Annotated in this window: 12 protein-coding genes; 7 read left to right on the top strand and 5 right to left on the bottom strand. The window is 42.7% G+C overall.

Annotated elements, in window-relative coordinates; genetic code table 11:
• Positions 1-15: 15 nt before the first annotated feature.
• The 3 genes from V7K62_RS23535 (at position 16) to V7K62_RS23525 (ending at position 3,891) form a co-directional block, all read left to right on the top strand.
• On the top strand, positions 16-1,659 hold the full coding sequence (locus V7K62_RS23535) for a M16 family metallopeptidase (RefSeq protein WP_334868362.1): 1,644 nt from the start codon (positions 16-18) through the stop codon (positions 1,657-1,659).
• Positions 1,660-1,688: 29 nt separating this feature from the next.
• Positions 1,689-3,218, top strand: coding sequence for a M16 family metallopeptidase (locus V7K62_RS23530; RefSeq protein WP_334868360.1), 1,530 nt, complete (start codon positions 1,689-1,691; stop codon positions 3,216-3,218).
• Positions 3,219-3,627: 409 nt separating this feature from the next.
• Positions 3,628-3,891, top strand: a complete 264-nt coding sequence (locus tag V7K62_RS23525; protein WP_292785151.1) for a hypothetical protein — start codon at positions 3,628-3,630, stop codon at positions 3,889-3,891.
• 47 nt (positions 3,892-3,938) lie between these two features.
• On the opposite strand, the gene ggt is transcribed toward V7K62_RS23525, so the two are convergent.
• Complete coding sequence (gene ggt / locus V7K62_RS23520; RefSeq protein ID WP_334868358.1) at positions 3,939-5,750, bottom strand: gamma-glutamyltransferase; 1,812 nt, start codon at positions 5,748-5,750, stop codon at positions 3,939-3,941.
• Positions 5,751-6,053: 303 nt separating this feature from the next.
• Between ggt and V7K62_RS23515 the strand changes: the two genes are divergently transcribed.
• Entirely contained in the window at positions 6,054-6,683 is a 630-nt protein-coding gene (locus tag V7K62_RS23515; protein WP_334868356.1) for a Uma2 family endonuclease, read from the top strand.
• Between the two features lie 446 nt (positions 6,684-7,129).
• Here V7K62_RS23515 and V7K62_RS23510 read toward each other — a convergent pair whose 3' ends face one another.
• The 4 genes from V7K62_RS23510 to V7K62_RS23495 all read right to left on the bottom strand — a co-directional run bounded on the left by V7K62_RS23510 (position 7,130) and on the right by V7K62_RS23495 (position 10,641).
• Positions 7,130-8,038, bottom strand: a complete 909-nt coding sequence (locus V7K62_RS23510; RefSeq protein ID WP_334868354.1) for a glycine betaine ABC transporter substrate-binding protein — start codon at positions 8,036-8,038, stop codon at positions 7,130-7,132.
• A 546-nt stretch (positions 8,039-8,584) separates the two neighbouring features.
• Complete coding sequence (locus tag V7K62_RS23505; protein WP_334868352.1) at positions 8,585-9,217, bottom strand: ABC transporter permease; 633 nt, start codon at positions 9,215-9,217, stop codon at positions 8,585-8,587.
• Entirely contained in the window at positions 9,214-9,972 is a 759-nt protein-coding gene (locus V7K62_RS23500; protein ID WP_334868350.1) for an ATP-binding cassette domain-containing protein, read from the bottom strand. Before V7K62_RS23500 ends, V7K62_RS23505 begins: the two co-directional genes overlap by 4 nt.
• 273 nt (positions 9,973-10,245) lie before the next feature.
• Complete coding sequence (locus V7K62_RS23495; protein WP_334868348.1) at positions 10,246-10,641, bottom strand: hypothetical protein; 396 nt, start codon at positions 10,639-10,641, stop codon at positions 10,246-10,248.
• Between the two features lie 1,093 nt (positions 10,642-11,734).
• Here V7K62_RS23495 and V7K62_RS23490 point away from each other — a divergent pair.
• The 3 genes from V7K62_RS23490 (at position 11,735) to V7K62_RS23480 (ending at position 13,174) form a co-directional block, all read left to right on the top strand.
• The gene (locus V7K62_RS23490) at positions 11,735-11,980 is read left to right on the top strand and encodes a hypothetical protein (RefSeq protein ID WP_334868347.1); all 246 of its coding nucleotides are present in this window, start codon (positions 11,735-11,737) and stop codon (positions 11,978-11,980) included.
• The gene (locus V7K62_RS23485; protein WP_334868345.1) at positions 11,980-12,243 is read left to right on the top strand and encodes a type II toxin-antitoxin system RelE family toxin; all 264 of its coding nucleotides are present in this window, start codon (positions 11,980-11,982) and stop codon (positions 12,241-12,243) included. Before V7K62_RS23490 ends, V7K62_RS23485 begins: the two co-directional genes overlap by 1 nt.
• Before the next feature lie 316 nt (positions 12,244-12,559).
• Positions 12,560-13,174, top strand: a complete 615-nt coding sequence (locus V7K62_RS23480) for a hypothetical protein (RefSeq protein WP_334868343.1) — start codon at positions 12,560-12,562, stop codon at positions 13,172-13,174.
• Positions 13,175-13,269: the final 95 nt, after the last annotated feature.

The following is a 13,269-nucleotide window of genomic DNA, read 5'->3' as shown; positions in this document are numbered from 1 at the left end:
TCTTAATTTTCGCTTATGAACCAGAGCAGTCGGTCAATTTTAGATTTTAGATTGGGGATTTTGGATTGGTCAGATCAAGTATCTGTCATATTGGGGCGGTTGTTTGTCACTTTGTTGGCTTTGATCGTCTTCTCGTGGGGATTACTGCCAGAAGTTGCTCTGGCTCAAACTCAGACGGCATCTCCTCCTCAAGAAACCAAAACTCAAACCCCGCCAGTTCAAAGTTCCATCCAACCTTATCTGGATCGAGTCATCAAGCAGTTAACGGAGTTTCGCCTCGACAATGGTCTAAAATTCCTTGTCTTGGAACGCCATCAAGCGCCAGTAGTTTCTTTTCTTACTTATGCAAATGTCGGTGGCGTGGATGAGGTAGATGGCAAAACTGGCGTAGCTCACTTTCTGGAACATTTGGCGTTTAAAGGGACAACGCGCATTGGTACACAAGACTACAAAAAAGAAAAACCGCTACTTGATGCTTTAGAGCAGTTGAATACGCAAATTAAAACCGCAAAAGCCGATGGTAAAAAAGCTGAGGTTGCTCGGTTAGAAACTGAGTTTAAGCAAGTAGAATCGCAAGCAGATAAGCTAGTCAAGCAAAACGAATTGGGGCAAATAGTCGAACAAGCGGGAGGCGTGGGTTTAAACGCCAATACTTCTACTGAAGCCACCCGTTATTTTTACAGCTTTCCTGCCAATAAGCTAGAACTTTGGATGTCGTTGGAGTCGGAGCGATTTCTCGATCCGGTAATTCGTCGTGAGTTTTATAAAGAGAAAGATGTAATTTTAGAAGAGCGGCGGATGCGAGTGGAGAATTCACCCATTGGACAGATGGTGGAAAAGTTTGTCGATACTGCTTACAAAGTGCATCCCTACAGACGCCCGGTGATTGGTTATGACGAAGATATCCGCAATCTGACAGCAGAAGATGTCCAGAATTTTTTTGATACTCACTACGTACCAAGTAATTTAGCGATCGCTATTGTCGGAGATGTCAACCCGGCTGAGGTGAAAAAATTGGCACAAACTTATTTTGGCCGCTATCAAGCAAAAACCAAAGCTGTTGAAAAAATCCCGGTGGAACCACCACAAAAACAAACACGGGAAGTTACTTTACAGCTAGCTTCTCAACCCTGGTATTTAGAAGGTTATCATCGTCCGGCAGTGACTCATCCAGATAATGCAATCTATGAAATCATTGGCAGTTTATTAAGTGATGGGCGCACGTCGCGGCTATATAAATCTTTGGTAGAAAAGCAAAGTTTAGCGCTAAATGCTCAAGGTTACAGTGGATTTCCCGGAGATAAGTACCCAAATCTGATATTTTTCTATGCTCTCACGGCTCCTAATCATACAGTCGATGAGTTAGCGGTGGCTTTGCGCCAAGAAATTGACAAATTAAAAACTGAGCCTGTCGCTATGGCTGATTTGGAACGGGTGAAAACCCAAGCACGGGCGGGTTTGTTACGTACCCTCGATTCCAATATGGGAATGGCTCAACAATTGTTGGAATATGAAGTGAAAACTGGCTCTTGGCGGAATTTGTTTAAGCAGTTGGATGACATTTCGGCGGTGACGACGGCTGATATTGTGCGGGTGGCCAAAGAGACTTTTACGCCAGAAAATCGGACGATTGGTAAGTTGTTGTCGAAAGAAGCTTAAGAGAAATAGAACCGCAAAGGGAGAGAGATATGCAGAGGTACAAGGTGAAGGGTAAACAATTCAAAATCCCAAATCTCAAATCTAAAATCCAAAATGGAAAGGGGCTGATTTATGCTTTAGTTGCTGTTTTTGCGTGTTTACTTTTAACTTCTAATTTTTCTCTAGCGGCGACGACTCAAGCAAAGCATTACACAGAATTGCAGCTACCAGCGCTACCTGAAATTAAGTTACCCAAGTATGAGCGGTTTGTGCTTCAAAACGGCTTGGTTGTGTATTTGATGGAGGATCACGAGTTACCGTTGGTGAATGGGACGGCGTTTGTACGGACAGGGAATCGCTTGGAACCAATGGAGAAAGTTGGGTTGGCTGGTTTTACAGGCGCGGTAATGCGAACTGGAGGAACTAAAAAGCATTCACCTGATGAACTCAATGAGATACTGGAACAACGGGCGGCATCTGTGGAAGCTAGTATTACTGAAGCTTCTGGTAATGCTAGCTTTGACGCACTCAGTGAAGATTTAGAAACGGTGTTTGGGTTGTTTGCTGAGGTGCTGCGATCGCCTGTATTTGCTCAAGAAAAGCTAGACTTAGCTAAGACACAAGCAAAAGGTGGCATTGCCCGTCGTAATGACAATCCAGATGGGATTGCTAGTCGAGAATTTCGGAAATTGATCTATGGTAAAGATAGCCCATACTCTCGCACGATCGAGTATGCAACAGTAGATCGGGTTGAGCGTGAGGATTTGCTCAAGTTTTATCAACAATATTTTCACCCCAATAATATAATTTTGGGGATTGTGGGCGATTTTGAGGCGAAGAAAATGCGATCGCTCATTCAAGCTAAGTTTGGCGACTGGAACCGCAACCCAGGTATTGCTAAACCCACATTACCAAAGGTTTTGCCAGCTAATACAGGTGGAGTCTTTTTTATAAATCAGCCACAACTAACCCAAAGTAGTGTACTTCTGGGGCATTTAGGCGGACGTTTTGACAATCCCGATTATGCAGCGCTGGATGTATTGAATGGGGTGTTAAATGGATTTGGTGGACGCTTATTTAATGAAGTGCGATCGCGTCAAGGTTTAGCTTACTCTGTCTATGGCCAATGGAGTCCCCGTTTCGATTATCCTGGCATGTTTATTGCTGGTGGACAAACGCGATCGGACGCTACCGTCCAGTTTGTCAAAGCTTTACAAGCCCAAATCAAGCGTACCCAAACTCAAAGAGTGACTGCAAAAGAACTCGCTTTTGCCAAAGAGTCTACACTCAACTCCTTTGTGTTCAACTTTCAAGACCCTAGCCAAACCTTATCACGGTTGATGCGATACGAATATTACGGCTATCCGGCTGATTTTCTCTTTCGCTATCAAAAAGCCGTCGCCGCCACCACAGCCGCTGATGTCCAACGGGTAGCACGAGAATACCTCAAGCCAGAAAAGATTGTGACTCTAGTAGTGGGGAATCAAACCGCCATTCAACCGCCATTGACGCAGCTAGCAACACAGGTGACACCAATAGATGTAACGATTCCTGGTTCGCAGCCACAGGCGAAGAATTAATAACATAGATCCGATAAGTAGACACTCAATATACAAATCAATTGCCCCACCTACGAGGGGGTGGGGCAGTTGACAATTAATTTCCAGAATCTGCGCTTATATATGTAAGCAGAAAAAACAAATAGTCTGATTGCGAACCTCAGCCAAAACAGTAGTTATTGTTACACACGATCGCCAAAAACGCGGATAACATTAGAAAAATCTCACCCGATAAAGAAGGTGAGGCAAAGCTGTTTATCTTTATGTCCTTAGCAGCTGTCTTCCAGACTATGAATTGTTAAGCAATTATCCCGTAGTGAATAGAACTTAATTACATGAGTATTAAGCAAAAAATTCCTCCCAAGGGTGATAATTAGCTTGACAAAGGTCTGCTATTATGCATTACTAGCTAAAAGCAAAGGAGTTTGCAATGCATCGACAAATGTGCTGGTTATCTAAGTCTGGTGGCGACGGAGAGAAAATTCTGTATTTGCAGACAGAACCCAATCAACCCTGGCGTCCTTACACAGCTTTTGGACATTTTGCAGTCCCAGATTATCAAATACCAGGTGGTTCTAAAGGTTGGGCAACTTATCAAAAACTTTTGAAAGCAGGTTGGACACTAGTACCTAGCGCACGGGCAAACGAGTTTGGCAGCAGCAGCTACGCAGAGTCAACAATTCAAAATCAATAGTCATTGGTCATTTGTGATAAGTTATTCTTTGTGTCCTTGCGTCTCCCTCACAAACCTCTGGGAGAACCTTCACCGCGAGGATCAGCCGCCCCTTCTAAAGTTCCATCAGATGTAACAGCGATCGCATTACCATTACCCCAAGGAGTAGTTTCCTTAATTTTATGCCCCCGACGGCGTAATTCTTGCACAGTCAGAGCATCCAAACCCCATGATTCTACACGTAACTCATCTGGAAGCCATTGATGATGTATGCGTGGAACAGAAACAGCCGCACCAACATCCATGTTGTATTCCAGCACATTCAGGATCACTTGCAAAACCTGGGTGATGATGGTGCTACCACCAGGCGCACCTGCTGCCATCCGGAAATGACCATTTTCTGTGACAATTGTGGGAGTCATACTGGATAGGGGAGTTTTACGGGGTGCAATACTGTTAGCATCGTTACCAACTAAACCAAAGGCATTAGGCACTCCTGGCGCAGCAGCAAAATCATCCATCTCATTGTTGAGGATAATTCCAGTTCCCGGTGTCACCACACCAGCACCAAAAATCAGATTAATCGTGAAAGTCAGACTCACGGCGTTGTGTTCTTGATCAACAACAGTAAGATGACTAGTTTCTAGAGATTCATGCCGAGTCGCGTGCAGTTTGAGAGATTGATCAGATAACGGGATGATATTTTTTCTCAAACTCTGATTGTTAGTTTGACTAAAACGTTGTAGCGTCTCTTTATCTACTGGCTTGATCTCAGTCGAAGGTCTAGCCACTTCCATATTAATTTCTTGACGGCGTTTTTTAGCGTAAGCTGGACTGAGCAGTTCTTGTACAGGGACTTTGACAAAATCAGGATCGCCTAAATATTCTGAGCGATCGGCGTAAGCAATCTTCATTGCTTCTACCATTAAATGTATAGCGTCGGGATGATGCCATCCTAAAGATTTTAAATCAGTGTCACCAATAATATTTAAAATCTGCAATAGATGAACGCCTCCTGATGATGGTGGTGGCATTGAGCAAATTTTAGCTTTGCGAAAGTTGCCACAAACGGGAGTGCGCCAGATTGGTTTATAAGCTTTCAGGTCTTCTAAAGTAATTAAACCACCATTTTTTAGCATATCAGAAGCGATCGCATGAGCAATACTTCCGGTGTAAAAACTTTGGGGATTTTCGGCAATAGCTGCTAAAGTGCGTGCCAAATCACGCTGCACCAGTTTCTCCCCTGGTTTATAAAATTCGCCGTTGTGAGTGAAAATTTCTCGCCCTGCTGGATTGTTGAGAATTGCTTGCTTGGAGGATTGGTTTGTTTGCAGAGAACGCCAAATTGGGGCATCACCAATAACAAAGCCAGATGCAGCGAGTGCGATCGCAGGTTTCATTACCTCTTGCCAAGAAAGCTTACCATAGCGACGATGCACTTCATAAAGTCCTGCTACCGTTCCTGGTGTCCCTACTGCTAAATAACCATTAATACTTGCATTCGGGCGCACCTTTCCTTTTGCGTCAACATACATATTTTTTGTGGCTTTCAGGGGTGCGCGTTCCCGGAAATCTAACGCTTTCATCTCGCCAGTTTTCTCAGAGTGCATCAGTAAAAATCCGCCGCCGCCAATTCCCGCCGAAAAAGGCTCAAGTACAGAGATTGCAAAAGTTGTGGCCACGGCTGCATCCACTGCATTACCACCTTTGCGTAACATTTCAATTCCCGCTTCACTTGCTAGGGGATGGGCTGAAACCACCATTCCCTTTTTGCTGTGTAGAGGTAAAGTTAAGGCGGCTGATGCCACTTGGCTATAAAGTAAGACGGTGAAAGAAAAGATTGCGTAGGCAACTCGCTTCGGTTTAGCAACAGTAAACATTTTTATACCATTTGGTTTGATATTTCTTAGCCTAGCGCCTGGGAGAGCATTTTATACGCTGCTTGCTTGTTGATTGCACAGTTGCAGAGCGATCGCTAAATCTTGTTAAAATTCCTATCTATGTTTGTTACCCTGAATTTGTAAGGACAAATGCCGTACATCTTATTCAATTTTCTAATTTTTCTTCTCGGCTGTTTCTGATGATGGAAACAATCGAAAAAATGTTTGCATAAGTAATTTCAAATAACTTTTTAATGTATCTTGTAATCAACTGGCTAACTTAAATTGGTGAAACAGCCGAATATGGATACCGTAATTACACCAAAAAGAATCGAATTGCCACCTGGCGCGGTGTTGAAGCTTTTGGGAGACTGGGAAGACTATCAAGTATTAAGTCAGCAACTAGGCGATCGCTCCTCGCCTCGGATTAAATATCGAAGAGGGGAAATTTTACTAATGGCACCGCTACCAGAGCATGGAAGAGATGCAAGCTTGTTGGCAGATATTGCTAAGGTTTTGCTAGATCATTTAGAGCAAAGATATGAATCATTTACGCCCATCACCATGAGCTTGCCACAAATTAGTGGTATTGAACCAGACTTTTGCTTTTACATTGAAAATTGCAGAGCAGTAGTAGGCAAAAAAAGAATTGATTGGGAGTCAGATCCACCACCAGATTTAGCAATTGAAATAGATGTGACAAGCTACACCGACATTAATGATTTCTTGCCTTATCGAGTGCCAGAGGTTTGGATATTAAAGAATAATCGGTTATTAATTTATCGATTGCAAGCAGAAAGTTATGTGCTTACAGAAAGCAGCTACTTTCCTAACGTTAGAGAAATTGTGCAGCAATGTCTCCAAATGGCCAATGAGCAAACAACAAGTGAAGTCATTAGGTGGTTAAAGAACTTTTTGCGTGGACAACAGTAGACACCCCACCCCCAACCCCTCCCCGCTCTTCGGGAGGGGAGACGAAGCGCAGTTTTGGCGGGGTGGGGTTCTTGGGGTTTAATAAGTAATCAACCGGACATGATATGACATTAACCTAAGAGGATGTTTTAAAAGTCCTCTTGTCGGTAACAAAACATTTTAGATCCCCCTAAATCCCCCGATAAATTGGGGGACTTTGAGAGAGGTTGCCCCCCTTTTTAAGGGGGGTTAGGGGGGATCAAAGTGCCTAAAATCACAGCCAAATACTTTTAAAACATCCTCTAAGAGGATGTTTTAAAAGTCGTGATTGATGTATCAAATATTTTACCCCTCCCTAACCCTCCCCGTATGTATTGGCGAGGGAACCGGATTTTTCTTGTTTCCCCCCTTTACAAGGGGGGACTAAGGGGGGTAACAACGCAATTAAAATCACAGTCAAACACTTTTCAAACATCCTCTAATCCTTTTGATTTGCGAAACTCTTGGACAACATCTTTAATATCACGTAATTCCCCTTCCACTAAATAGTTTAACTGTCGCATTTCATCTGCCGAAATCTTTCCAGCAAGTGAGGCGATCGCTTTTCTTAATTCGGGATACTTTTTTAATATTTCTTGTCGGACAATTGGCACAGTTTCGTAAGGTGGAAAATAGTGTTTATCATCCTTGAGTACAACTAAACCCAAGCGAGAAATCTGTCCATCAGTGGAATTCCCCGCCACCATATCCACCTGTTTTTGAATCAAAGCCCGATATATTAAACCCAAGTCCATAATTTGGGGAGATTTGGCAAAACGTAAATCGTAAGTTTTAGCTAATCCGGGAAAACCATCTTCCCGTTCTAAAAATTCGTAACCAAAACCACCACGCCACTGTGGTGTATATTGAGTAGCTTCAGAGAGAGTTTTAATGTTGTAGCGTCTGGCATCTTCACCCCGGACAATCATCGCAAAAGTGTTTTCAAAACCTAAGCTTGGCATGACTTCCAGGTTAAATTGTTGGGAGTATGCTTGTTTTAACTTCTCATAAACTTCTTTAGGATCGTTAACTGCTTTTTGCTTTAAAATTGCATTAAAAGCTGTACCTGTATACTCAATATATGCGTCAATTTTACCAGCAGTAATAGCACTATGACACACAAACGAACCACCCAAACGGGGACGACGAGATACTTTTAAATTAGTTGTCGCCTCAATTTGCTGTGCTAACAGTTCACCTAAAATATCTTGTTCGGTAAAATCTTTGGAAGCAACAATAATATTACCACCGTTATTACTATTTAAATTCGGTGTGCAACCAGTGATTAAGAGTAACAAGGCAAAAGTTAAAAAACAAAGTGCTAAAAATCTTTTCATGAGAAACCATTTATAAATTCAAATCTTAGAGGATGTTTTAAAAGTATTGGGCAAAAATAATTCAACACGGTTCAGTTAAGGGTAGGGCGTGTTTGTCAAAGTCATTTTTTTACAAACCGCAGAGGCGCAGAGAACACAAAGAGAGAAGAAAGAGAAGAAAAAACTGCTTATAGCGTTTCCTAATCATACAAGGTACATCTTAGCCCCCTCCTTGGTTGCCTACGGTGTACACACGAGTCTGAAATAGCTGATTAACCAAGGTTTTACCCCACCCCACAAGAAGTAGTTCAGTATTTTTTTATTTGGAAGTCCCTAAGAGGTTGTTTGAAAAGTCCTCTTGTCGGTATCAAAATATTTTAGATCCCCCTAAATCCCCCGATAAATTGGGGGACTTTGAGAGAGGTTGCCCCCCTTTTTAAGGGGGGTTAGGGGGGATCAAAGTGCCTAAAATCACAGCCAAATACTTTTCAAACAAAATTCACCTCCGTGGACTAAGAGAAAATCAAGGGTTTTGTCTGTATAGCCGCGACTTCTAGTCGCCAAGGCTTAACCTTTAATTTTTAATTTATTCTCCAACCAGCCAATTGCAAAGTCAGCCAGTAATGCAATTACCGCCGCCGGAACTGCACCAGCTAAAATTAACTGATCGTTCACTACTGATATGCCACGAAAAATAAACACTCCCAAACCACCAGCACCAATCGCTGCGGCAATAGTTGCAATACCTATGGCAATTACCGTTGCTACTCGCACACCTGCTAGAATTACTCCCATTGCCAAGGGAATCTCAACTTGTAATAATAATTGTCTATCTGTCATCCCCATTCCTCTCCCAGCTTCCCGAATCGCGGGATCGACGCTAGTAATACCTGTGTAAGTGTTACGAATTATCGGCAGCAAGGAATATACAGTCAGGGCAACAATTGCTGGTACTGCACCAATTCCGCCAATGATGGGAACAGGAATGAGTAAGCCAAACAGTGCCAAGCTAGGAATAGTTTGGAGAATATTCGCGATGCCGAGAATTGGTTGGCGGAGATAAGTTTTACGTGTAATTAAAATACCTAATGGAATGCCTACAAGTATGGCAATTGCAATTGCAATGCCTACCAAAAATAGATGTTCGAGAGTATGCTGAATAATTTCTGGGGCATACTTAACCAGGAAGAAATTTTTCATAAAGTATCTTGCAGGGAACGCAGACATTGCAGAAAGGCGAGGCTTTCTGGGTGTTGCGATCGCATAAATTCATCTGTCGTCCCCAATACTACCAATTCTCCGCCAGACATTAAACCAATTCTCGATGCCAAAACCAAGGCTTCTTGAATATCATGAGTGACAAAAACAACAGTTTTGCCTAACTCTTGCTGCAAATGCCGAAATTCTTGTTGCAGTTCTAGCCGCGTAATTGGATCGAGTGCGCCAAAGGGTTCATCCATCAACAACACCGGCGGATCTGCTGCTAAAGCCCTGGCTACACCGACTCTTTGCCTTTGTCCTCCCGAAAGTTCGTGCGGGTAACGTCCGGCGAATTGTGCTGGTTCTAAGCCTACCAATTGCAGCAATTCATAAACCCGCGTTTTAATTTGTTTCGGTTGCCAACCTTCTAAAGAAGGGACTAAACCCACATTGCGTTCAACAGTGAAATGGGGAAATAAACCAATTTCTTGAATTACGTAACCAATCTTGCGCCGTAGTTTAATTTCATCCCATTGAGTTGTGGGAATGCCATCAAAAAAAACTTCGCCTTGTGTAGGTGTGAATAAACGATTAATTAACTTCATTGTTGTAGTTTTGCCGCTACCACTGCGCCCAAGTAATACTAATGCTTCTCCTTGGCGGATGGTGAAATTGAGATTTGACACCAATGGGCGATGGTTGCGGCTAAAAGTGACATCGCGGAATTCGACGGCGGTTTGGTTATTTTGCGGCATGAGTGGCTTTTGGGGGACGCTAGCTATTGTATTATCTGCTGATTTTGCTAGCGTGCTAACCCCCGATTTGCTTTTCCTAATTGGCTTAGACCATTTTGGATTGTCTTGTTGTGTCTCGTTCCCAGTCTCTGACTGGGAATGCCCATCGTTGAGGCTCCGCCTCCCTTACTCGCGGCAGAGCCGCAATGATTAGCATTTCCAGCCAGAGACTGGAAACGAGATTTTAAATAGATTATAAAAACGGTGCGTTAGCTTTCGGCATAACACACCCTACTATGCAGTTTTACTATTCTCATCTAATGCTTGTTCTGCAACATTTTTCAAGCGGCTCGACCTGATTTTACGGGCGCGATCGCTATTGCGAACACCACCCGCCATCTCATATTCGCGGCTGTCTTTGCCGTACTTGATAGCAACCACCATCAGCATCTTCTCACAAAGCTGACTCAAATTTTTTTCCATATCTTCAATTTCAGTTTTAGAAGAGTCAACCACAGACAGAGCCGTATTGTAAACATCAATTCTGTTACGTAACTGCTCAATTGACTCAATCAGTTTTTCCAGACTATAATCTTGATCGTATTTGATGTTTGGAACAATCGATTTCAGTCCAGCGGATCTTAACTGAGCTTTTTCTAAAACGCGGGATGTACGTTTTTTACGAGACATAAAATTACTTCTTTAAGATGCTACTAGAGCTAACTTACCTCAATTAAACTGCATTCCGGTTCAGCATAACTCGCAATTTTTCTCATAAAATTTTCAGGTTATATCAGTAATTTTTCGGTATTTAATTACTAAATGTTGGTATTTATAAGACTTCTTGCATAAATCAAAAAAAGAACCCCACCCCGCCTTTAACTTACGTCAAAGTCTCCCCTCCCGAAGAGCGGGGAGGGGTTGGGGGTGGGGTGTTAGGGGACTTTTGCAAGAGGTCTATAGAGATAATTGTCCAAGTTTCGTAAAAGCTTTAATGGAGACTGCTCCCATAAGTTGTGATACCGCTCCCATAAGTTGTGATATCGCTCCCATAAGTTGTGATACCGCTCCTATAAGTTGTGATATCGCTCCTATAAGTTGTGATATCGCTCCCATAAGTTGTGATATCGCTCCCATAAGTTGTGATACCGCTCCCATAAGTTGTGATACCGCTCCCATAAGTTGTGATACCGCTCCCGTAAGTTGTGATACCGCTCCCATAAGTTGTGATATCGCTCCCGTAATATTATGTCCGCTTGATTGCTTATTAAACCCGAAGAACCCCACCCCACCCCGCCAAAGCTATGCTTTGTCTCCCCTCCCGAAGAGCGGGGAGGGGTTGGGGGTGGGGTTCTTTTATTATGGGTAATCTGGCGGACATGATATAAGTTGTGATACCGCTCCCATAAGTGTCAATTGAGAGCCAGAGCAAATGGAATTCGCGGCTACACAAACGTAGTCCGCCTCCGCGGACTAAGGAAAAATTGAGGGTTTGAAACCCACGGAGGTGGGTTTTGTCTGTGTAGCCGCGACTTCTAGTCGCCCGGCGAGTAATAAATTTAGACTTTATAAACATCCTCATTAGCACAGATTTATGCAGCTAGTCACGCGCTAACTCCTGGGTTAGGCGAATCCAATTGCTGCGCCGCACCCCACAAGCCTGAAATTTAGATGGGTTTGCCCTGAAATACAACTCAAAGATTTTGGACTTGACAAAAATATAACTGTTAAAATCAGCATAACGGTGTCAAAATGCGAAAAAAACACACCCAATAGGAGAAAAATGCCAGCCATTGTTAAACTACAACTCTCCTTAGAAACTTTAGCAGAAGCAATATCTTCCCTTGATTTAACAGAAAAACGTCAACTTCAAGAGCTAATTGAGCAACAAATTTTTGAAGCCGAAGAAGCGTTGTACGGAGACGATGCAGAAACACTGGCAGAAATTCAAGCCGTTCGCGCTGAGTATCGAGATGGTGAGTCCGTGACTATAGATGAATATCTTGCTAACCGATCAGAGCAGAGATAATGAGTTATGCGATCGTTATTTCAAAGTCGGTACAAAAGCAGATTGACAACTTACCAAATGATGTTGCCCTGCGTGTTATTGAGAAAATGCAAAATCTTGCTTCCCAAGCACGTCCCGATGGAATTGTCAAGTTAAAAGGTTCTGATAACGAGTATCGTATCCGAATTGGTGATTATAGAGTTCGTTATGAGATTGATGATGAAAGTCAACTTGTACAAATTTTGCAGTGCAAGCATCGGAAAGATGTTTATAGAAAAAGTTAACGTCAAAAACCTTATAGCGTTTCCCAATCCCATGAAGTACATCATAGCCCCTCCTCGCTTGCGGGGAGGGGTTGGGGGTGGGGTTCTTGTACATCACTTGGGCCGAGAACCGCTATAACTTTATTACGATAAAACTATCTGTGTAGGCGATGCCTACGGCGGTAAACTACAGTAGACAATAGATATTCAAATGGTGCGTTGTTGCAAAGCGCAACGCACCATTTGAATATTTTTAATTGAAATATCTTATTTTCTAATACAGTTCTGTTAAGAATAATCGTAGAGTAGTGTATGCCATCGACAGGAAAACTGCTGTATGAGTCGTCCTCGAATCATTCAACCTGGTCAAAGCTATACATTCAGCAAATATTTTGAACTTCCGTTTTCCCCAGAAGATATTCTTGCTGAACTTGGCTGTTCTTATAAACGCGAACGGTTGCAATTACCAAAAACAGAATTTCTTCCTGAGATAATTGCAGAATTACACCGAGTAATTGAGCGCAACCTCCGACGTGTCAAGCTACTTAGTGAGGATGCCCGCAAGCAAGCAATTATCGCACCGATATTACTAGAAGTTTGCGAAATTGCCCAAACCCAATTGAATATTGAGTATCCCATTAATGTTAGTGACCAACTAAAAGGCAGCTTAAATTACTACATTAATAAAGGTAAGGGATTGTTAGTAATTGAAGCTAAACAAGCAGATTTAAGTAGAGGATTTACACAATTAGCAGTTGAACTGATTGCACTCGATCAATGGATAAATTCAGAATTGCCACTTCTTTATGGTTCTGTAACGACTGGTGAAGATTGGCGATTTGCAATATACAACCGTCAGGAAAAACAGATAACGGAAGACCTGAAATTATATCGGGTTCCTGAAGAATTAACTGAATTAGCTCACATTTTAGTTGGCATATTGAGCAATTAGATTTCACATCTTGCAGAGGGGGAATAGAAGCACCGGGCGAATTCATGTAAACCGCAATTTCTGGGGTGAGACGCTACGACATCTCAAGCTTTTGA

The sequence above is a fragment of the Nostoc sp. genome, from assembly GCF_036917935.1.
In the GTDB taxonomy this organism is placed as follows: Bacteria; Cyanobacteriota; Cyanobacteriia; order Cyanobacteriales; family Nostocaceae; genus Nostoc.
This window is presented reverse-complemented; position numbering and strand designations above follow the sequence as displayed.